This window comes from Schaalia odontolytica (assembly GCF_002847525.1).
In the GTDB taxonomy this organism is placed as follows: Bacteria; Actinomycetota; Actinomycetes; order Actinomycetales; family Actinomycetaceae; genus Pauljensenia; species Pauljensenia odontolytica_B.
On record NZ_PKKM01000001.1, the window covers coordinates 212,064 to 233,562 of the forward strand.

Sequence of the window (21,499 nt, forward strand, 5' to 3'; positions counted from 1 at the left end):
AGCATGGAACTGAAGCAATGTGGACATAGCGGGCTGTACGTGTCCGCGCTCGGATTGGGCACCCTGACGTGGGGGCGCGATACCGATGGGCCCGAAGCCCACGACATGCTCAAGACTTTCGTCGATGCTGGCGGAAACCTGGTCGAGTGCTCGCCCGCTCACGGTGACGGAATTGCCGTTGACGTCCTCTCAGATGCTCTGTCGACTGTTGGTCGCCACCGCGTCGCTCTCGCGTGGCGAGGCGCAGTGCGGCGCGCCGGGGAAGGTGCGTGGGTGAGCGCCGCGGGCCGTGGAGATCTTCTGCGGAGCCTTGATGACGCGCTCGCCCGGCTCGACACGGATTACGTCGATATGTGGCTCGTCGAGCCGCGTCCGGAAGTCCCACTCGAGGAGACGCTCGAGGCGGCGACGCTGGCTTACCGCACCGGCCGTGCTCGTTACGTGGGATTATCGCGCGCATCCGAATGGGAACTCGCCGAGGCCGTGACGCGCGGTGTATTGGGCGCCTCCGCTCCCATCTCGGTCGTTGAGGTAGCGTTCTCACTGGCGAATACCTCCGCGGCGCAGACAGTTGCAGAGCTGTCGAACAGAGGCGTCGGCGTCATCGCTGCTTCGGCTCTGGCGGGAGGCGCGCTGACCGGCAAATATCGTCACACCACTCCAGCGGATTCGCGTGCAGCATCACCGCATTTGCGTCACATGGTCGAACCCTATCTGGGGGGACAGGCACGCACCGTTATCGAGGCGGCATCGCGCGCGGGTGCAGGTCTGGAGCGCTCGACCGGCGACGTTGCGTTGGCGTGGGTACGCGACTTCCCCGGCGTGAGTGCCGCGCTCGTTGGGCCTCGTACCTGCCGACAGTTGGAAGCTCTCCTTGATTATTCAGATCCGTTGCCGGAGCCAATCCGCCAGGTGCTGACGGAGGTCGCCGTGCTGTAGCCGGATCCCCTGCAAAGAGCCTGGCCATCACAGATCCTTGGGGATGCGATGACTGGTGCAGTCGCTCGATCTGGAGGGTCGGCATAGGGGTGGGCCCGAACCGGTTGGTTCGGGCCCACCCCTGCGTCTAAAAACCGAAAAGATCAATCAGTCGTCGACTTCGATGAAATCGTCGTCGTCCTCTTCCTCGGTCTCCTCCTCATCCTCGTAGTCGTCCTCGTCAGAATCATCGAGGATGTCGAAGGGCAATTCGACCCCGAGCTGGGTAAAGAGAATGTCGTCGTAGGTGAAGAAGGCGTCGCGCAGCGCCAGCTCGGCTGCTTCGAGCGCGGCGTCGTCGGCCTCGTCTCCATCGCGGGCGATGTCGAAGTGGTTCTCGAAGGCGTTCAGCAGGCGCGTCAGCGCGCGGCGAGGATCTCCAGTCATGGCACTCATTCTACCGTGAGACGGCGCACTTTATCAGGGGAGGTTGAGCTGCGAACGAATGACGGACACCATGAGGTCAGTTCCCTTGATTTCGGCGGTCTGATCGGCACCGAGAATGCGGGTCTGGCCGTCCGCGTCAAGCAGCTGCGACGCGCCCATGTTCGGACCGAGGGGCAAGATGACCCATTCCTTCGTCGGCTGGTAGATGGCGTCGGGCGTCTCTCCCTCAATCTGCGCAGTGATGTTTGCGATGACGACGCGCGCCTGCTGGCGAGCTGCGTCGGCGCGCTTGGATTCGCGCACGTCCGTCAGATCACCCACGGCGTAGACGTGCGGGTGGTCGACGACCTGCATGGTGCCGTCCACACGAATGGTGCCGTTCGGGTTCATGACGGACTCGTAGTCGCTGCCGATCAGGAAGCCGGTGTTGGCCCGCGCACCGTAGCACTGGAACCACAGATCGGCCTCGATGACCTCGCCGTTCTTGGTTTCGACCATGAAGTGACCGAGGTCGCCGACGTTCTGCGGAGGCAGGTAGGCAAGCTCGGAGCCGGTCACGACGCGCACGCCGAGGGTGCTCAGCTGCTCGCTGATCTCCGCACGGAGGGCGTCCGTGTAGCCGGGCGTGCCCAAGATCTGGTCGGAGGCCTCGACAATAGTGATGTCGAGCCCCGGGAAGGCGTTTGCCAGCTCACCGGTGAGCTCGATACCGACCGTACCGCCGCCGACGATCATCACCGAGCGCGCACGGCCCAGGTTCTCGTGCAGCTGCTCGAGGCGGGCCTTGGCCACGGACGAACGGTACGACGAGTACTTGGCCGGGAAGGGGTAGGTGGAGCCGGTGGCGAAGACGACGTAGTCAGCCTCAATAGGATCGTGGCCGAACACATGAACGGTCGTGCCGTCGACGCGCGAGACGGTGCCGCGCACGATCTCGCCGCGGTTCAGGAGATTCGTGTAGGGCATGAAGATTGCGTGCTCCCACACCGTATCGACAGCGGCGCGCAGAGCCGCTGCGTGGTGGACGAACTGATCCTTCTGTTCGATGAGAACGACGTCCGCGAGGGGATCAAGCCCCTTGGCGACCGTGACGCCTCCGTATCCTCCGCCAATGACTGCGACGCGTGCCATGTCTTTCCTCCTTATGAGTGGACCGCGTCTATTGTGTCACCTGGCGGGCACGAATGCGCGTGGTAGGGACTTAAGTCCGAGCCGTATCGTCGTCAGTCGCGCTCGAGGCCCAGGCCTCGCGCAACATTCGGCGGGAAGAAATTGGGCCCCTTGAGCACCTTTCCGTCCTCACGCAGCTTGACGGAGCCATCCGGCATGAGCTTGGACAGGTTCGATGCCTGCACCTCAGCGAGCACGGAGTCGAGGTCCATTCCCGACTCGATCGCCATGCCGTAGATAACGTAGATGAGGTCTGCGAGCGCATCGGCCGCTTCGATGACGTCGCGTTCGCTGTCGTCCGCCGCGACAGCCTCGGCGGTCGCCGCCTCGATGATGGCGCGGGCGCGCTTGCCGTAGACGGCACCTATCAGCTCCGCGAATTCCTCGGCGATGAGGCTCATGCGCATGCCGAGACGATCGTAGGACAGCGTCGGATCGCCGAATGATCGAATCGGCATCGAGTAGGTGCGGTGGAACTCCTGGACGAGCTCCATGGGGCTGGGCGCTCCCCCGGCGATGTTCGAGGCAATGGTGTCCTTCTCGGTCATGCAAGATCCTTTCGAGACTGCTCCCAGGCGGTGGCCAGGATGTTGGTAAATGCGGTTGTCGTCTGATGTCCGTCGACGAGGAATTGGGCATCAAACACGTAGGTTGGAACGGAGGTGACCCCCATATGCATCGCCATCTGGAAGTCAGAATAAACGCGGGAAGCCCATTCTTCCTCGCCGACGGCCAGTGCGGCGAGTTCCGGTGGCATACCAACGTCCTGCGCACATCCGATGAGAACCTCGGGGTGTGACACGTCGAGCCCCATTTCGAAGTGAGCACGCATGATCGCCTCGGCCACCTTCACGTGCAGAGACGACGGGCCAGCGACCGTATCTGCGTCAATGTCCGCGTCGTGAGCGGCAGCGATCACGCGGTGCGCGCGCGAGGTTGGAGCGATAACGAGGTTATCGAAATCGAAGCGGATTCCCTCGCGCGCACCCAGTGCCTGCATGCGTTCGTCGGCCTCGCGTACTTCTTCGAGCGTTGCGGCACCGGCCTCTACGAGGGCGACAATCCGCGGCTTGTCGACCGCCACGTCCAGGTCGGGGTCGAGGAGGAATGCGTGTAGGAAGATCTCAACGTTGTCGCGATGGTCGAATTGTTCGAGAGCAGCACGCAAATGCCGCAGTCCCAGGTAACTCCAGGGATCACAGGTGTCGAGCCACATATCAATACGCACGGCGCCTCCTCGTCGGTGGTATGGAAAACCCCGGAGCCTTTCGGCCCCGGGGTATCTCGTGCGCGGAGGGGGACTTGAACCCCCACCCTCGTAAAATGAGGACTAGCACCTCAAGCTAGCGCGTCTGCCTATTCCGCCACCCGCGCAGGTGAGCGATGCGAACCGTTGCGATCCGCAAGCGAGTAGAAGCTTAACACGATGTGGGCGACATACGCCAATCGAAACTAGGAGTCTTTTCCGCCGCCGCGCAGACGCGCATCGAGAGTCGCAAAAACCTTTGCAATTGCATCGATATCGGCGTCCGTCATGCCGTCCAGAAGGTACTCACTGACGGTCTGCTGATGCAGTTCTGTGGCAGCAAGCACAGTTTCGATGCCCTGAGTGGTCAGGCACGCGTCATATCCGCGGCGATCAGTCTCGGAGGGAATGCGCTCCACCCAGCCGTCACGTGACAGGTTCGAGACGAGGTAGGTGACACGCGACGGCGAATAGACGACGCGATCAGCCAACTCCCCCATGCGCAGGCGGTGGCCGGGAGCCTCCCAGAGCGCCAAGAGAATGTTGTAGTCAGGCATAGAGACGCCGTAGGTGCGCTTGAGGCGCGTCTCGAGAATGCCCTGTAGGCGCCCGGACGCCTCGAAGAAGACTCGCCATGCGGCAGCGCGCGCGCTATTGGCTTCGACGATTGGTGTCAATCGTACTCGTGATTCCATGTCTCCCTCCTCGTGGTCGTGTCGGATGCTTCTCTCGGGATAATAGGGCATAGTGACTAAGAAAGCACCAACAACACGGGGGAGCCACGTGTCTTTATCCATTTCTGTTGTCCTTTTTGACGTAGACGGAACAATTGTTGATTCCGCTCCAGCTGTGATGAACGCTTTCCGTGGCGCACTGTCAGACTACGATTTACCGATCCCCGACGATCAGCGCCTTCGCACGTATGTTGGCCCTCCGCTGTGGTATTCCTTCAGCGACCTGGGCTACGAGGATGAGCTTCTGGCTAACCTGGTGAGCGGCTATCGCGCCCGATACCACGCTCACTATCTCGATCCCGAGCCCTTCCCCGGCGTCATTGAATTGCTACACGACCTTCATCGCGCGGGTATTCCGCTGGCGACCGCAACGTCGAAGCAGGCCCCGATGGCGCTTGCGCAGATGGAGCACCTCGGATTATCCGAAGTTTTTGACGTGATTGCTGGTGCCACCCCCGATCCCGCATCGAGTAAAGCAACCGTCATTCGCGAGGCTTTGACGCTCTTGGAGGCCCGCGGCGTCGACACCTCTCACCCCGTGATCATCGGCGATTCGATCTGGGATGTGCGCGGCGCACAAGAAGCCGGAATCCCGGTGATCGGCGTTGGCTGGGGCTACGCAACCGAGGATGGCCTCGACGAGGCGGATGCCGTGTGCGAGACGGTCGAGGAGCTGCGTTCCTTCATACTCGATGGGGTGGCAAGGCGCACACGCTAACGAAAATCTCGTGATTTCACCTCGATGGGGAGCGCAACGGGCGTGATCTTGAAGGCCTGAATATTGATCGCGCCGTCTCCCCACTCGAGCGTTCCGCGGACGAGCAGCGCGTTCGACTCCAGGCACACGCGCCGGAATTTTGTCCACGCACCTACCGACACCGAGACGTTGACGAAACCCGTCTCGTCTTCAAGGGAGAGGAACGTGATCCCCCCGCCCGTGTGGGGGCGCTGGCGGTGGGTCACCGCTCCGGCGACGTCGACGATGCGCCCGGCGAGGTGCTGCCCCAGTTCACCGGCGCGCAGGACAGACTCAGGCAACGAGCCGCGCACGTAGGTGAAAGAGTGTGTCCCCGGGGTTACCCCCGTCGAAGCGACATCTGAGCGCATGCGTTCCACCTCCGATAACGGAGGCAGCTCGGGTACGCGGGACCCCACCTCCGTTCCCGGAAGAAACGGCTGCCACTGACCGGCATGAGCGCGTGGCTGCGCGAGCGCCCCGGCTGCCCATGCTCCCTCGCGCCGCCCGACCCCCAGGCATCCGAGAGCTCCGGCCATCGCAAGCTTTTCCATGTCGGAGGAGCTCACGTGTGCGCGGCGAGCCAGGTCCGCCTGGCTCATGAACGCTCCCTCGCGCCGGGCTGCGACAATGCGCTCGGCGGCGGCCCCGAGGCCTCGTACCTGCGAGAGACCGATGCGCACCGCGAGGTCGCTATCGACATCGAGGGGAACGACACCGCGCGTTGGAAGCGACTCCGCGCACCCCTCGAGGTAGGTCTCCCCCGCATCTGTATCCTCCACGCGTTGCACGCTCGCGTCGACGAGTGAATCGTTGACCGACGGTCCCACGACGCGCACCCCGTGCCTGCGGGCGTCCTGCACGAGGGTTGCAGGAGAGTAGAAGCCCATTGGCTGCGAAGCCAAAATCGCGGCGTAAAAGTGCTCGGGGGCGTGCACTTTCAGCCAGGAGGACGCGTACACGATGTGCGCGAACGAAAAAGAATGAGACTCCGGGAATCCGAAGTCTGCGAAGCCCTTGAGCTGCTCAAAAATGCGCTCGCGCGTGGGCGCATCGATCCCCCGTTCCTCCATGCCAGCCATGAGGTCCCCCTTGAGGGCCTCCATGCGCTCGGGGCTGCGCTTGGCCCCCATTGCACGGCGCAGCTGATCAGCACGCGCGCCGGACAGGCCTGCGGCATCTGTCGCGATGCGCATGAGCTGTTCCTGAAAGAGTGGCACGCCGAGCGTCTGCCGCAGCGCTGGCTCGAGGAGCGGGTGCAGATAGGTAACTTCCTCGCGACCTGATCGGCGCCGCAAATAGGGGTTGACTGAGCGCCCCTGGATTGGGCCCGGGCGGATGAGAGCGACCTCCACGACAATGTCGTAGAAGCAGCGCGGTTTGAGCCTAGGAAGCGTGTTCATTTGCGCGCGCGACTCCACCTGGAAGACGCCCACCGTGTCAGCCGCACACAGCAAGTCATAGACCCTCGGATCCTCCTCCGGCAGGGTGTGCAGGCCCAGGGGCTGGCCCTCGCGTCCTTGCACGACTCGTGGCGCCCAGCCACGCAGCTGTGGACGAACGTATCCGTCCTCCTGCGCGTCAGATGCTCGCAGCTCGTCGAAGGCGACGCGCAGCGCGGTGAGCATGCCGAGCGACAGCAGGTCGAACTTCACGAGTCCCGCATCCGCGCAGTCCTCCTTATCCCACTGGAGGACTGTGCGCCCAGGCATAGCTGCCCAGCCAACCGGGCAAATTCGTGACACCGGCTGATCGGTGAGCACCATGCCTCCCGAGTGGATTCCCATGTGTCGAGGCAGTCGCGACAGCGCGCGGGCCGCTTCTCTCACAAGTTCGGGGGCCTCTCCCCTGCCCTGAGACCAGGCCGTGGACGTACCTGCGGGGTAGCCCAGAGCCCGTGCAGCGTCGCGGATTGCCGAGCGCGGGCGATACGTGATGACGTTCGCGACTTGAGCCGCGCGATCCCTCCCAAACGTGTCGTACACGTACTGGATGACCTCTTCTCGTCGGCAGGCTTCGATGTCGACGTCGATGTCGGGTGGGCCCGAGCGCGCATCCGACAGGAAGCGCTCAAACAAAAGATTGTGGCGCACCGCGTCCACCGCCGTGATTCCCAGGCAGTAGCACACCGCGGAGTTGGCGGCACTACCCCGCCCCTGGCACAGGATGCCGTTGCGGGCGCAAAAGTCAACGATGTCTTTGACGATGAGGAAGTAGCCCGCAAAGCCGAGGCGCTCGATAATCCCCAGCTCGTGATCGATCGTCTCCCACGCCCGGGGATGCTGCGCGCGTGATCCGTAGCGCACGCTCGCACCCTCGTAGGTGCAGTGCGCGAGCCAGCTGTCCGGGGTGTGCCCGTCGGGGACACGGGTCCGGGGTAGGCGCGGGGCGACGAGGCGTAGGTCGAAAGCGCACGAGGCAGCGACCTCACACGTGTTGTCGAGTGCCTGCGGGTGCGCCCTGTGCAGTCGTGCCATCTCCGTGGGCGAACGCAAAAAGGCGCGGTGCGCGCCCAGGTGAGCCTCCGCTTCATTCAAGGACGATCCCAAGCGGGTTGCGGTCAAAATGTCGCCGAGTGCCTGCTTCGAGGGTGAGGACATGCGCGCTCCACTCGTTGCCACCAGGCGAGTTCCGCTCGCGCGCGCAAGTTCCGCGAGCACGTCTCCGACTTCGTCCTCGTCCCCGCGCGACGCCTGCCATTCGACGAGGACATGGTCGCGCCCAAACGCATCCACGAGGCCGTCGAGGACTCGGCGCGCGGACGGCATACCACCTGCTCGTAGAGCCCGCATGAGTGGGCCCCGCCTGCCGCCGGTGAGGACGATGAGGTCTCCTCCAGCTTCACTGAGATCAACGAGGCTGTAGCGGGGGTTGCGCTCGCCTGGCGCGGAGAGCGCTCGCTTACTCATGGCTCCCACGAGATTCGCGTAGCCGCTGGGGCTGGCCGCCAAAATGGGAAGGCGTATCCCCGGTTCGTCTGCTCCGGAAGCGAGTCCCCAGCCCGGAGCAGATGAGCCGGGAACAAATGTTCCACAAGCATTCGATGCGAGCGTCAGCTCGGCCCCGTAGACAATGGGCAGGCCAGCTTCGCGGGCGGCCATGGTCGTCTGGACCGTCGAGAACATGCCGTCAACGTCGAGAATAGCGAGAGCATCGAGTCCCAGGCGCGCAGCTTCTTCCACCATCCGCGCGGGTTCATCGGTCCCGTCCAGGAAAGTGAAAGCGCTGTGCGCGTGCAATTCTGCGTAGCGTCGTTCCGTGGTCACCCATACATTATATCGAACATGTGTTCGATTGATTTGTCGGTGACGATTCAGGCTGACAGAGCCAGGTGCATCGAGCGGGCTCCTGTCGCAGACGCACAAGCCGTATGCTGGAGGCATGGACTCCATGCTCGCAGCGTCGCTCCGTTCCCCTGGCGATCTGGTCGTCGACACACGCCCCGTCCCGACACTTGGCCCCCGCGATGTTCTTCTCGCGGTGGAAGCGACGACCCTATGCGGCACGGACCTGCGCATCGCGACGGGACAGAAGACCAACGGCGTCACCCCCGGAGTCGTTCTCGGCCACGAAATTGCTGCTCGCGTCTGGCGCATCGGAGACGAACTCACTGCAGGCGTTGACGTTCCCGCTCCGGGCACGCAGGTCGGACTCGCTCCGGAGATTGCCTGCGGGCGCTGCGAACCGTGCACGAGTGGGCGCTCCAACGTGTGCGCAAACATGCGCCTGTTCGGAACTGGGGTGGATGGAGGCCTCGCCGACCTCGTCCTCATCCCCGAAGAAGCGCTCGCGTGCATTACCCCCGTCGCTGGTGAGATCACCCCACCTCACCTTGCGCTCGCGGAGCCGCTCTCGTGCTGCCTGCGCGCAACAAGAAGACTGCCCATCGAATCCGACTCCCGCGTACTTGTTCTGGGAACGGGACCGATCGGACTCATCCACTGCGCGCTCGCGGTTTCTGTCGGCGCACGCGTCATGGCGTGCGGACGGCAGGCACGCCTCGAACCCGCGCGAGCGATGGGAGCCGAGTTGACGACCAGCGCCCAAGGCGAGGATCTTGTGCGTGAGGTCCTGACGTGGACTGACGGTGTTGGAGCAGACGTCGTCATCATCGCAGTCGGAGCCCCAGACCTCGTCCCCATTGCCGCTCAATGCGCGCGCATCAGCGGCCACATTTCTTTCTTCGCCGGCTTCCCCGCGGGAGCGATGACTCAGATCGACCCAAACCTCGTGCACTACCGGGAGCTGACCATCAGCGGCAGTGCGAACGCGACCCTTGACGACTACGCGGCGGCCGTCGAAGCGCTCTCGAGCGGACGCATTGACCTGTCGCCACTCATCACACACGAGTATGAGCTGTCCGACGTCAGCGACGCCCTCGACGCCGTGCGCACACGCGCCGGCCTGAAGGTCGCCGTGCGCCCGAAAGGCTTCGCCGCCCTTTAGTCGAGGAGCCCGCGCAGGTCCGCCTCACTCAGGCGAGCGCCCGTTCCGGTCCCGTTCATCACCGAAGAAATGAGCTGGCGCTTGCGATCCTGAAGTTCCACGACCTTCGCCTCGATCGTGTCAGTCGCAACCATTCGATAGACATTGACCTTCTTGGTCTGACCGATGCGGTGCGCGCGATCAATCGCCTGCTCCTCGGCGGCAGGATTCCACCAAGGATCCATGACGTAGACGTAGTCCGCCTCGGTGAGGGTCAATCCGGAGCCGCCAGCCTTCAGTGAGATGAGAAATACTTGGGCATCGCCCGAGCGGAACTTTTCGATGACCTCAGCGCGACCACGCGTCGACCCATCGAGCTGCACGACGGATATTCCACGGCGCTCAAGCATGTGCCGGATGCGTTCCAGGAACGAGGTGAACTGGCTGAACACCAGCGCCTGATGCCCGAGAGGCACGATCTCGTCCAGCCGATCCGCCAGGTACTCAATTTTTGCCGACCCCACGTGCGCGTACGACTCCTCGACGAGAGCCGGATCGAGCGCAAGCTGACGCAGCCTCGTAATCGACGCGAGCACACTCATTCGGTTCGCATCCACGTCGCGTAGCAGATCGAGAATCCGCGCCCGCTCGCGGGCCAGGTACTGATCGTAGATATGGCGGTGTTCCTTACCCAAATCGACGCGCACAATGTCGACGATCTTGTCGGGCAGATCCGGAGCGACCTCCTCCTTCGTGCGTCGCAGGACGAAGGGCGCGACGTACGCCGTCAGACGCCCGAGCATCGCCGGGTCCGCGCCGTTTTCGATAGGCCTGCGCACCTGCTGCTGGAACGTTTCCCACGGGGGCAGGAGGCCTGGGCACGTTAAGGAAAGCAACGACCACAGGTCTCCCAGCGAGTTTTCGATGGGGGTGCCGGACACCGCCAACTTCCAGGGCGACTCAAGATCGCGAAGCGCACGGTAGGTCGCAGTGCGAGGGTTTTTTACCGCTTGCGCTTCATCGATGACGACTCCGCCGAGGCGCACCTGGTTCCACTGCTCCGCCTCCAGGCGGGCGAGCGTGTAGGAGGTGACGACGATATCCGCATCGGTCAGCTCCTCTGTAATCGTCGTGCCTCGGCGCGAGGCGGTTTCCGTCACTGCGCGCACGCGTAGGTGCGGTGTGAAGGTACGCGCCTGGTCTATCCACACGCCGACGACGGAGGTCGGCGCCACGACGAGAACCGGGGAGGGATCACCGGCGGGTGCATGCGCTCGCAGCGCTGCCACAGCCGACAGGATCTGAACGGTTTTACCCAGGCCCATGTCATCAGCCAAAATTCCACCGATGCCACCGGACAGGCGAGCCGTCAACCACGCGTGCCCACGGCGCTGATACGGGCGCAGGATCGAACTCAGCGACGGCACCGGCGGCACACCTTTATCCGCGGAGCCGTCGCCCAGCGGGGCAATCCGCCTCCTCCACGCGTCGCTGATACTCACGTGGTCGGATGCGCTCGCGAATAGATCGACGATGCCGACCTGCATCGGCGTGAGCCTGAACCCCTCGCCGTCCCACCCCGCCAGAGTGCGCGCCTCTTCCAGCAACGTCGCCAAGGATCGAATACGTTCGCCGTCAAGGCGTACCCACGTTCCCTCGACCTCGACATACTCCTGCCCGCCTACGATCGCTTCGAGCGCATCGCGCACGCTGATCGTGACGGCACCGAGGCGCAGGCGCACGTTGAGGTCAAACCAGTCGCGTTCGGCCGGATCAACGCTCACATCGACATCGAATCCGTCTTCTCGCACGTCGATGGCACGCACATCCTCCGCTACGTCCCACACGAGGCCATCAATGCCCTCGGAATCGACAACCGCTTCCAAGAAGGCAGGAATACGCCACGGAGACAGCCTCCCGGTCGTCGGAGGCGCGGTCCACAGGGCGGAGTCCAACCCGCGTCCCCACAACTCGACGCGCCCCACGATCTCTGCCACGGCCTCGTCGTCCGCGCAGTGGGCGACAGGAGTGCGCGAGCGCGACTCACCCTGACGATACTCGGCCCACCAGCGCACAACGACAGATTCACCGTCGCGTCGCACTGTGCCCACGAGGGACACGTCCGGGCGAGCCTGAGCGTCAAAACTGCCATCGGAGGACGCCATCGAAAAACGCCTGAGGAGGGCGGGCAGCCACGTGCCACGAAACTGCGCGACATCAGCGGCAGGAATATGCAGGCCTCGATCGAGAGGAAAGCCGTCGAGCGTTCCCACCCCCTCAATACGCGCGATTGCGCGCCCTCCATCCAGCAACAGCACACTCGCATCGCGGTCGATGCGCGGCCTCGTGATCACCTCGTCTCCGTTACGCGCGACGACTCTGACGTCGAGGCCGTCGTCACCGGAGCGCACATCAATGTCCGCGTCCCACGTTGCGTGCGAGAGCACCACCTTCTCATCGGCCTCAGGTGAGGCGTAGAGCTCAACCCCGGCGCGCACCAGGCGTGCCAGCCACGCGTAGGCATGCTCACCCAGCGAACTGAGCGTCACCTCCGTGCGCGAGTGCCACGAACGCGATTCACGCGACAGGCGGTAGCCCTCACGCATGAGAGAGACGTGCGTGGGATCTAGCCCATCTGTTACCGACGCCCACTGCGTGGCCGTCAGATCGAGCCACGAAGCCCTCTTCGTCGTCCACCCGGATGAGGAGCTTCGGCGCAGCGGGATGAGAGACGGCTCGACCCCGGGATCATGCGCATCGACGACGAGGGCCAACGGCTCGCCCAGGCGGTCCCGGTCGGAGCCCAGCATCTGCTCGAGGACGCGACTCCACTCAGGCACCGAGCGCTGCTTGTCGCGGGCATCTTCGCGTCCGACGATGAGCGTCGCGACCGTATGGGGACAGTCACTGCGCAGCGGGCATGCACACGCGAGGGATGGACGCACAGCGCCCTGTGCGACGCGCACGCGATAGGTCAGCCCGGCTTCCTTCACGCGCGCTTCAGCCTGTTCCCCATCCTCGCTCCAGGAGAATTCACGCACCGCGCCACTGCGCGCTAAACGCAGGCCGTTCGCCCACGCCGCCGGGCCAACGAGGGCCATCATGTCATCATCCGACAGTGAGGCCAGCGTGTGCGACAGAGATACCATCCTTTCAGTCTACGGCACCCACCCATCCCCAGCACCGGCTCACTGGGCCAGCCCCTCGATCGCCCACTCCCCTTCCTTCCAGACGAGGAGAATGTCCCGTCCATCCTCAAGCAGAGCCCTCATGTAGGCGCGCGGTCTCTCCTGCGCCCACCACCGACCTCCCACTGGCCAAGGCCCTTCCACTCGCGCGATAGCCGCACGGCGTCCCCTCCCCGGCACTGATTGCGAGGTATCACGCTCGCTCACGAGGTAGGCGGGTGTGGCACTCAAGGCCCCTCGGTGGTCCACACGCACATCGTCGAAGGCACCCGATGCGCCAACAATCCTCACACGCACGGGCTCGTCAAAAAGCGTCGCCGGAGGATGAGCGATGCGTCCCTCCCACGCCCCCTCATGCGAGCGAAGGAGAGACTCGCTCCCCCATCTGGCCATCACAACACGGCTGCGCGGATCGTATCCGCCCTGCACCCGCGGGATCATCAGAGAATCCGGCCCCGCCATCCCCTGGATACGCACGACGCTGCGCGAGACATCGCGCTCGCGGTCTGATCGCCCCCACAGTGCTGATGCACTGCGCCCCACCCGCGGATCGCACGCGGTGACGCGTATGCAGGTCACCGCGCCACTGGGCCCTTCAATACCCGAAGTCCACCCCGCGAGCGTCCACCGGACACGCAGCGCAACGTCGTCGGATACGCACACGTCGCATCCGCTCCAGGTGCGAGTGCGCTGACCGCCCCCGGCATCCTCCACATCGATGCGCAGGGTCTGCGAGACGAGCCCGCCCCGCCCCAGCCTCTGAGACAGATCTCGTGCGATGCGGTGAATGGGCGCCATCATCGTATCGATGGATTCTCCGCCCACATCAATGACGCACTCCATCGTGATGTCTGGCTGAATGCGACCGGCCAGCGTGATGGCGCTGTCGCCTCCGGAGGCGAGATTCCAGAGTTGTTCACCGACGTCGCCGAAGCGCTCGCACACACGGCCTCGCCCCAGTGCCAGAAAATCCGCACAGGTGTTGATGCCCAGGCCCTGCAACAGATCAAGAGTGTCAGCTGCCCTGTCTGTCATCGCGGCAGGAACGGCCCACAGGGCACGATGTAACGGGATGCGCCCCAGGAATAATTGGTTTTCTCCGACAGGAACAATGCGCCCCTCGCGAGCCGCCTCCAGGGATGCGACCGGACCATCGGCGACGCCAACAAAACATTCAACCCCGACGGCCTCTTCGATCGCCGACACCAGAGCCGAGGCCGCGGCCTCCTCACTCCCATGCCAACGGGCGGGACCGCGCGCCCGACACCTGGCCACCCCGGGGCGCACGCACTCCACCCCGGCCGCCACCGAATCGAAAGCATCGACAACGGCGCTAAACGCTCGTGCCTCGCGATCAGGGTCGCGAGGCAAGCAGATGAGATCGGGGCACACATACGTCGCCTCTCGTACGCTCATGCCGCTCCTCACTCCGGCGCTCCGAGCAGCAGCACTGGCGACCTCGATGCGTTCGCTGTGCGCAACAGCCCCGGTGCCACCCGGCGGCAGATCGACCACAAGGCAGTGGACGGGCCAATCGGGCACCCACACCACCATGTCACGCACCTAGACCACCAGCCGCATTCGTCGGCGCAGCGCTTCACGAGATAGCCCCGGCCAGGGGCGCAGTGTCACGATGGTGCGTCCCATCGATCGGGCCCGAGCCGCCAGGGCCCGCTGCTGTGCGCCGGACAGTTCAGGAATATCAAGGCAGACAACATCGCAGGCCTCTATCAGAAGGGAACACAGGTCCCCCACTTGGTGATCTTTCCCCGCATTTAATACCAGTACACGGTCGAGGTCCATCCCCTGCTGTGAGGCCCATTCCCAGCCGATATTCCTCACTCCGCATACGCCGATCCACCCCTCGGAGGGACATGCATCGATCAGCAATCGGATAAGTTCAGCTCTGCCAGTCGGCCCCAGAAGGACGGGAGAAATCCCCGCCTGCACGTGCTCGATATCGTCACGCGCTCGCAGGCCAACAGCCTGTTCGGCACGGTTCAACACGTCGCGCGCCGCCAGTAGTCGCGCGTGCGCATCGGCCATAACTCCCCCTCCCAGCAATAGAACATGTGTTCGATACTGGAAGTGTAGAACCCCGCTCATACATCTGCGTCCCGAACGCCGATCACGCGCGAATAGGTCACAATGGAAAACACCGAGAAAAGGAGCATGCATGAACATCGACCAGCGCCCCCTTGCCCCCAGCCCCTACGAGGGCCTGGAAGTCCCCACGTTTACGCTGTCATCGAGCGTTCTCACCGACGGTGCACCCATGCCCGAGTCGGCGACCGCCGAGGCCGGATCCCTTTCCCCGGATCTCACGTGGCACGGTTTCCCCGAGGACACGGCGAGCTTCATGCTGACCTGTTTTGACCCGGATGCCCCGATCCCCTCGGGCTGGTGGCACTGGGCAATTCTTGACATCCCGTCGTCCATGACCCACCTGGAGGCGGGCGCCGGAGCATCCGACCTCATGCTGGACGGTCCGGCTTTCCACCTGCGCGGCGATGCGGGAGAAGCGTCCTACTTCGGAGCCGCTCCCCCCGCCGGCGACCGCCCCCACCGCTACGTGTTCACGGTGCACGCCCTCGATACGGATTCGCTGGGGCTCGACGACGACGCGACCCCAGCCATGGCCTCGTTCGCGGCGCTCGAGCATACGATCGCACGCGCATCCCTGACCGTTACCCACCAGGCCTGAGGACGATGCTGCACATTATTTTTTGGGAGCCGGAAATCCCCGGCAATACGGGAGCCGCTATTCGCTTGTCCGCATGCACCGGATCAATGCTGCACTTGGTCAAGCCACTGGGCTTCGACATGGACGACGCGAAGCTCCGCCGTGCGGGCCTGGACTACCACGACCTTGCACACGTGAAGGTTCACGACTCCCTGGACGAGGCACTCGCCGAGGTTCCAGGGCGCGTCTGGGCACTCACGGGCCACGCAACCACCATGTACTCCGACGTCTCCTATGCCGATGGAGACGGTCTCCTTTTTGGGCGTGAGTCGGTCGGCCTCTCCGAGAATGCGATGCATCATCCGCGCGTGGAGGATCGCGTGCGCATTCAGATGGTTGGCGGGGTGCGTTCGCTGAACTTGGCAAACTCTGCATCGATCGTCCTGTACGAAGCATGGCGCCAACTCGGGTTCCCGGGTGGCGTCTAAGCCGGATAGGCAACAGAAACGAGGCCCGGAGCGATTCACTGCTCCAGGCCTCGTTTATTGCGCATCATCACTCAGTCAGGCCGCGCCTCAACCTGCTTTCCATGGCGAGGACGGGCGCTCAACCTGCTCAGCGAGAGAAACGATCCTGCGCGGGTTCGAGCGCCACATCCAGATCAAGCCGATCATCGACACGACGAGGGGCAGATAGTAGAAGTCCATACCAAAGCCGGTCCAGGCGGAGCGGGCGGAATTCAGCTCATCGAGACCGAGCGAAGCAACCCACAAAATGACCGGAATGGCGATCGACAGGGCAATCGTCACCCAACCAACCACACGCATCCGTCGCCCGTTATGGGTGAGCGCCGTCGCCGCGATGAGATAGTCAATACCCGCGAGGAGCGCAACGATACGCGGACCCCAGGGCTGTCCCTGCGCATGAAAAAGGTCGATGATCGCCATCACGAGAATCCAGGCTCCGAGGAGCCAAAACATGGCGATAATAATGCGGCCGAGGCCCAGGGACGGCGGGCGCTGATCGCGCGCACCGACGGCCTCGTTCGTCGTGTCTTGTCCGTGCACAACACCGATCCTACCGAGGCAACGAACGCTGCGCATTGCATCGGACATCTACGCCGCAGGCTATCGCGCCATGTGGCCTGAAGCACCACGATGGAACACCGAGCTTCAAGACAGCGTTGCACAAACGTGGGACAATGGGCCTATAAGGACCGTGAGGCCCGCCATGAAAACAACCATCTGAGCTTCGGCTCATCAGCGAGGAGTTTTAAACCTTGAGCGAATCGACCTACGACATCGTCATTCTGGGTGCGGGTTCCGGCGGCTATGCGACCGCCCTGCGCGCTGCGCAGCTGGGCATGAAGGTCGCCCTCATCGACGGCGACAAGGTGGGCGGCACCTGTCTGCACCGCGGCTGCATCCCCACCAAGGCGTACCTGCACGCTGCAGAAACGGCCGAGGCCGTGCGCGAGTCCTCCAAGTTCGGCGTCTCCTCCACCTTCAACGGCATTGACATGGCTCAGGTGGGTAAGTACCGCGACTCCGTTATTTCCGGTCTGTACAAGGGCCTGCAGGGCCTGCTCAAGTCTCGCAACGTCGAGGTCATCTCCGGCTGGGGCCGCCTCGCCGACGCGAACACCATCGAGGTGAACGGCCAGCGCATTACCGGCCGCAACATCGTTCTGGCGACCGGATCCTACTCGCGTTCGATCCCCGGCCTCGAGATCGGCGGCCGCGTAATCTCCTCCGACCAGGCCCTTCAGATGGATTGGGTTCCCTCCTCCGCCGTGATTCTTGGCGGCGGCGTCATCGGCCTGGAGTTTGCCTCCGTGTGGCGCAGCTTTGGCGCCGAGGTCACGATTATCGAGGCCCTCCCCCACCTCGCCAACAACGAGGACGAGGCCATTTCCAAGCAGCTCGAGCGCGCCTACCGCAAGCGCGGCATCAAGTTCCACACGAACACTCGCTTCGCCTCGGCCACGCAGAACGAGCAGGGCGTGCACGTCACGACTGAAGACGGCAAGGCTTTCGACGCCGACGTCCTCCTCGTCGCAGTCGGCCGCGGCCCCGTCACCGAGGGCCTGGGCTATGAGCAGGCCGGCATCACGCTGGATCGCGGCTTCGTCATCACCAACGACCGCCTGCACACCGGCGTCGGAAACATCTACGCGGTCGGCGACATCGTTCCCGGCCTTCAGCTGGCACACCGCGGCTTCATGCAGGGCATCTTCGTCGCCGAAGAGATCGCCGGCCTGAACCCGACCATGCAGGCTGATATCAACATCCCGCGCGTGACGTTCTGCGAGCCGGAGATTGCCTCCGTCGGTATGACCGAGAAGCAGGCACGCGAAAAGTTTGGAGACCAGGTGCGCACCGTCGAGTACAACCTCGCCGGCAACGGAAAGTCGTCTATCCTGGCCACATCGGGCATCATCAAGCTGGTCTCGGTTGAGGGCGGTCCGATCGTGGGCTTCCACGGCATCGGCGCGCGCATCGGCGAACAGATTGGTGAGGGCGAGCTCATGGTGAATTGGGAGGCATACCCCTCGGATGTCGCTTCCCTGATCCACGCACACCCCAGCCAGAACGAGTCGCTTGGTGAAGCGGCTATGGCGCTGGCAGGCAAGCCGCTCCACGTCCACAACTGACCGAAATTTTTTAATAGGAGAACACACATGGCAACTTCAGTGACCATGCCCGCTCTGGGCGAGTCCGTCACCGAGGGCACCGTCACCACGTGGCTCAAGCAGGTCGGCGACACCGTCGAGCTCGACGAGCCCATCGTTGAGGTGTCCACGGACAAGGTCGACTCCGAGGTCCCTTCCCCCGTGGCCGGCGTCCTGCTGGAGATCCTGGTCCCCGAGGACGAGACCGTCGAGGTCGGCACCGAAATCGCTCGTATTGGCGACGCGTCCGAGGCATCGGCAGCCCCCGCAGCTGCACCCGCGGACGCTCCCGTCGAGGCTCCTGCGGCCCCCGTTGCAGCTCCTGTCGAGACTGCGGCTGCCCCTGCCTCTGCTCCCGCGCAGGGTACAGAGGTGCGCATGCCCGCTCTGGGCGAATCCGTCACCGAGGGCACTGTCACCACGTGGCTGAAGTCCGTGGGCGACGCCGTCGACGCCGACGAGCCGCTGCTCGAGGTCTCCACGGACAAGGTCGACTCCGAGGTCCCCTCCCCCGTCGCCGGTTTCCTCGCAGAGATTCGTGTGCCCGAGGACGAGACCGTTGAGGTCGGTACGGTCGTTGCGATTATTTCCTCGTCCGCTCCCTCTGCTGCTCCCGTCGCCGAGACCGCTGCTCCTGCCGCACCCGTGGCACCTGCTGCCCCGACCGCACCTGCGGCACCTGCCGCTCCGGCTGCACCTGCAGCTCCCGCCGCACCCGTGGCACCTGCCGCTCCGGCTGCACCTGCAGCTCCCGCCGCTCCGGTTGACCCGTTCCCGAACGCATCGACGCTGGCTCAGACGGCTGCTGCTGCTCCGGTTGTTGAGGCACCTGCCGTCGTGACCGGCTCCGCCTACGTCACTCCGATCGTGCGCAAGCTTGCCCGTGAGCTCGGTGTCGATCTGGCGACCGTGTCGGGCACCGGTGTTGGCGGCCGCGTTCGCCGCGAGGACATCGAGGCTGCCGCCGCTGCCGCACGCGCTGCCGTTGCAGCTCCTGCTGCTCCTGCTGCCCCCGCGGCTCCGGCCACCCCGGCTGCCACTGTTCGTGAGCCTTCGCCGCTGCGTGGCACGACGGAGAAGATGTCGCGCCTGCGCCAGACGATCGCGCGCCGCATGGTCGAGTCCCTGCAGACCGCAGCTCAGCTCACCACGGTCATCGAGGTTGACGTCACCAAGGTTGCTGCGCTTCGCGCACGCTCGAAGGACGCCTTCCTGGCTAAGCACGGCACGAAGCTGACTTTCCTGCCCTTCTTCGTGAAGGCCGCGACCGAGGCACTCGCCTACCATCCGAAGATCAACGCGACCATCAACGACAAGGAGGTCACGTACTTCGACTACGAGCACGTGGGCATCGCTGTTGACACGCCGCGTGGCCTGCTGGTGCCCGTCATGAAGAATGCCGGGGAGAAGGACATCGCTGGTATCGCCGCGTCGATCAACGATCTGGCAGCCCGCACCCGCGATTCGAAGATCGGCCCCGACGAGCTGTCTGGCTCGACGTTCACGGTGACCAACACCGGTTCGGGCGGTGCACTCTTCGATACTCCGGTCCTCAATATGCCGGAGACCGCGATCATGGGCGTCGGCACCATCGTCAAGCGTCCCGTCGTCATGAAGGGCGCCGACGGCGCTGACGTCATCGCGATCCGCTCGATGGTGTACCTGTCGCTGTCCTACGACCACCGTCTGGTGGACGGCGCCGATGCGTCTCGATTCCTCATGGATGTGAAGAAGCGCCTGGAGGAGGGTGCGTTCGAGGCCGACCTGGGTCTCTGATCACCGCTTATCATCCGTGATGGGGTGGGTCTGCTTGGCAGACCCACCCCATCACTATCTTCCAGCTACCCTGAGCTACCTGATCACGAGCCACTCTGTTGACCGCTGGGCTGCGCAGGTTCGGCTTTCACCACCTTGCCCGATACCGGATCGACACGGATAAGAAGTTCTGTCGCTGTGGGAGTGTCATGCGTTTCGCATGCATCGGCGCGACACGTCTGCGACGACTCAACGATGAGTGTTGCGCCCACGTCGATAGCCCCTTGCTCACAGGAGATCACAGCGACGTTGTCAATCGTTGACGAGAGCGCGCGCACCCGCACGCCTTCGGAGAGCATCGTTTCGATCCGCTGTGTGTCCTGTGCGAGGAGCTCGCCGCCGAGGACGGACCCGAGCACTGAGACATCGCCATCCATCACGGCGCGGTCACGCGTGGCAATGGCACGGCTAATCGTGTCAGCCAGTGCGGCGGGCTCACACATGTTCGAGGATGTCGGCGCCCCTGCGCTGGATGCAGTTTCAGATGATCGTGGCGATGCCTCGGGTCCGTCCTGAGTGCCCCTGCCCCACACTCCATACGCCATGATCGACAGGCCGAGCACAATCGCAACGACGCCACCGGCAAGAACACCCACTCCCCATGATGGTCTGAAGCGCAGCGCGGAGCGGCGGCGTTCATCGGACGCGAATTCTGCGCCATGCACTCGCACCGCATCATCAGTGAGTGTGTCTTCACGCAATGCAGCGGCCCGTAACTCAGCAATGACGCGCCCAGGATCAACAGGTTCGCGCGAGATGACGTGCTCCTCTGGGTCACTCACCGTGAGCGTGACAGCTGAGCCACTCGTGGACGATTCATCACATCCGAGCGTCGTGAGCTCCTCGTTCATGTTTAACAGCGAGGCAATCTGTCGGAGGCACCGACGGTCTGCCTCCCTACCCGCGGCTTCGAGGCTCCACCCCGGCGTCCCCTCGCCTTCACCAATGTCGTCGATGAGATCGATGATGACAGCGCGACCTTCGGGCGTGATGATGATGTTTGCTGGGGTGAGATCTCCGTGTGCGATTCCCGCACCGTGGAGGGCGCTGACCCCGGCCGCAATCCCATGCAGGATCTGGCGCCGTGTAGCTATTGGCCGCAGGTCGGGTGATCCAAGCTCCGCATCGAGTGTCCGTCCGGGCACGTAGTCTTGAACAATCGCCCATCTGCCGTCCTCCGAGCGCACGACGTCGCGCAGAGCCACCACATGCCGAGACGTGATCGAGGCCCACGCCTTCCAGCGTGCGAGGCACCGGTCTCCTTCATTCGGCGACCGGATCGCAACCAAAGCCTCACCCGCGTCGGTGCGCGTTCTCCACATCGGGCCGGTGCTGCCAATGTGAAACACTTGTCCGATCTCGTAACCGCCAATGTTCATGCCCTTATTGTCCAAAGTCAGATAATGTGATGCAACTCATGTCACAAAGTGCCTGGTCGGGCGGGTGGACTTTCGATCATCAATTGC

18 protein-coding genes and 1 tRNA gene are annotated in these 21,499 nt (G+C 63.9%); 7 read left to right on the forward strand and 12 right to left on the reverse strand.

Annotated features, from left to right (window positions below; all coding sequences use genetic code 11):
* Positions 1–3: 3 nt before the first annotated feature.
* Positions 4–939, forward strand: a complete 936-nt coding sequence (locus CYJ22_RS00940; protein ID WP_101600390.1) for an aldo/keto reductase — start codon at positions 4–6, stop codon at positions 937–939.
* 147 nt (positions 940–1,086) lie between these two features.
* Here CYJ22_RS00940 and CYJ22_RS00945 read toward each other — a convergent pair whose 3' ends face one another.
* From CYJ22_RS00945 to CYJ22_RS00970, 6 genes are all read right to left on the reverse strand, one after another.
* Positions 1,087–1,365, reverse strand: a complete 279-nt coding sequence (locus CYJ22_RS00945) for a hypothetical protein (protein ID WP_007589090.1) — start codon at positions 1,363–1,365, stop codon at positions 1,087–1,089.
* A 33-nt stretch (positions 1,366–1,398) separates the two neighbouring features.
* Positions 1,399–2,496, reverse strand: coding sequence for an NAD(P)/FAD-dependent oxidoreductase (locus tag CYJ22_RS00950; protein WP_007589111.1), 1,098 nt, complete (start codon positions 2,494–2,496; stop codon positions 1,399–1,401).
* Positions 2,497–2,588: 92 nt separating this feature from the next.
* Complete coding sequence (locus CYJ22_RS00955; RefSeq protein WP_101600394.1) at positions 2,589–3,083, reverse strand: nucleoside triphosphate pyrophosphohydrolase family protein; 495 nt, start codon at positions 3,081–3,083, stop codon at positions 2,589–2,591.
* Positions 3,080–3,751: a DsbA family oxidoreductase gene (locus tag CYJ22_RS00960; RefSeq protein WP_034496711.1), complete on the reverse strand. Its 672-nt coding sequence runs from the start codon at positions 3,749–3,751 to the stop codon at positions 3,080–3,082. Before CYJ22_RS00960 ends, CYJ22_RS00955 begins: the two co-directional genes overlap by 4 nt.
* A gap of 71 nt (positions 3,752–3,822) precedes the next feature.
* Positions 3,823–3,909: transfer RNA gene (locus tag CYJ22_RS00965), tRNA-Leu, on the reverse strand.
* 78 nt (positions 3,910–3,987) lie between these two features.
* Positions 3,988–4,476, reverse strand: a complete 489-nt coding sequence (locus tag CYJ22_RS00970) for a MarR family winged helix-turn-helix transcriptional regulator (protein ID WP_007589085.1) — start codon at positions 4,474–4,476, stop codon at positions 3,988–3,990.
* 88 nt (positions 4,477–4,564) lie between these two features.
* On the opposite strand from CYJ22_RS00970, the gene CYJ22_RS00975 reads away from it, so the two are divergent.
* Positions 4,565–5,233 carry an HAD hydrolase-like protein gene (locus CYJ22_RS00975; protein WP_207760485.1) on the forward strand — a complete coding sequence of 223 codons (669 nt, stop codon included), beginning with the start codon at positions 4,565–4,567 and terminating at the stop codon, positions 5,231–5,233.
* On the opposite strand, the gene CYJ22_RS00980 is transcribed toward CYJ22_RS00975, so the two are convergent.
* Positions 5,230–8,517 carry an error-prone DNA polymerase gene (locus CYJ22_RS00980; RefSeq protein ID WP_101600396.1) on the reverse strand — a complete coding sequence of 1,096 codons (3,288 nt, stop codon included), beginning with the start codon at positions 8,515–8,517 and terminating at the stop codon, positions 5,230–5,232. The two genes, CYJ22_RS00975 and CYJ22_RS00980, sit on opposite strands and share 4 nt — an antisense overlap.
* A gap of 115 nt (positions 8,518–8,632) precedes the next feature.
* On the opposite strand from CYJ22_RS00980, the gene CYJ22_RS00985 reads away from it, so the two are divergent.
* Positions 8,633–9,697: an alcohol dehydrogenase catalytic domain-containing protein gene (locus CYJ22_RS00985; RefSeq protein ID WP_101600398.1), complete on the forward strand. Its 1,065-nt coding sequence runs from the start codon at positions 8,633–8,635 to the stop codon at positions 9,695–9,697.
* Here CYJ22_RS00985 and CYJ22_RS00990 read toward each other — a convergent pair.
* Genes CYJ22_RS00990 through CYJ22_RS01000 form a run of 3 tightly spaced genes read right to left on the reverse strand, consistent with a single transcriptional unit; the run spans position 9,694 to position 14,910 of the window.
* Positions 9,694–12,825 carry a DEAD/DEAH box helicase gene (locus CYJ22_RS00990; protein ID WP_101600400.1) on the reverse strand — a complete coding sequence of 1,044 codons (3,132 nt, stop codon included), beginning with the start codon at positions 12,823–12,825 and terminating at the stop codon, positions 9,694–9,696. The genes CYJ22_RS00985 and CYJ22_RS00990 overlap by 4 nt on opposite strands.
* Before the next feature lie 39 nt (positions 12,826–12,864).
* Entirely contained in the window at positions 12,865–14,418 is a 1,554-nt protein-coding gene (locus CYJ22_RS00995) for a DNA polymerase Y family protein (protein WP_101600402.1), read from the reverse strand.
* A gap of 9 nt (positions 14,419–14,427) precedes the next feature.
* Positions 14,428–14,910, reverse strand: a complete 483-nt coding sequence (locus tag CYJ22_RS01000) for a hypothetical protein (protein ID WP_034496701.1) — start codon at positions 14,908–14,910, stop codon at positions 14,428–14,430.
* Between the two features lie 130 nt (positions 14,911–15,040).
* On the opposite strand from CYJ22_RS01000, the gene CYJ22_RS01005 reads away from it, so the two are divergent.
* Positions 15,041–15,568, forward strand: coding sequence for a YbhB/YbcL family Raf kinase inhibitor-like protein (locus CYJ22_RS01005; RefSeq protein WP_007589109.1), 528 nt, complete (start codon positions 15,041–15,043; stop codon positions 15,566–15,568).
* A gap of 5 nt (positions 15,569–15,573) precedes the next feature.
* A complete protein-coding gene (locus tag CYJ22_RS01010; RefSeq protein WP_034496702.1) occupies positions 15,574–16,035 on the forward strand; it encodes a tRNA (cytidine(34)-2'-O)-methyltransferase in 462 nt (153 codons plus the stop codon).
* Between the two features lie 87 nt (positions 16,036–16,122).
* Here CYJ22_RS01010 and CYJ22_RS01015 read toward each other — a convergent pair whose 3' ends face one another.
* Positions 16,123–16,614, reverse strand: a complete 492-nt coding sequence (locus CYJ22_RS01015) for a hypothetical protein (RefSeq protein ID WP_007589065.1) — start codon at positions 16,612–16,614, stop codon at positions 16,123–16,125.
* Positions 16,615–16,826: 212 nt separating this feature from the next.
* Here CYJ22_RS01015 and lpdA point away from each other — a divergent pair, with 212 nt between their 5' ends.
* Together lpdA and sucB are read left to right on the forward strand one after the other, a co-directional pair.
* Positions 16,827–18,200 (forward strand): dihydrolipoyl dehydrogenase, encoded by a 1,374-nt coding sequence (lpdA, locus tag CYJ22_RS01020; RefSeq protein WP_007589040.1) that lies wholly within the window; start codon positions 16,827–16,829, stop codon positions 18,198–18,200.
* A 27-nt stretch (positions 18,201–18,227) separates the two neighbouring features.
* Positions 18,228–19,994: a 2-oxoglutarate dehydrogenase, E2 component, dihydrolipoamide succinyltransferase gene (gene sucB / locus CYJ22_RS01025; RefSeq protein WP_101600405.1), complete on the forward strand. Its 1,767-nt coding sequence runs from the start codon at positions 18,228–18,230 to the stop codon at positions 19,992–19,994.
* A gap of 83 nt (positions 19,995–20,077) precedes the next feature.
* On the opposite strand, the gene CYJ22_RS01030 is transcribed toward sucB, so the two are convergent.
* The gene (locus CYJ22_RS01030) at positions 20,078–21,412 is read right to left on the reverse strand and encodes a protein kinase domain-containing protein (protein ID WP_007589054.1); all 1,335 of its coding nucleotides are present in this window, start codon (positions 21,410–21,412) and stop codon (positions 20,078–20,080) included.
* Between the last annotated feature and the right edge of the window lie 87 nt (positions 21,413–21,499).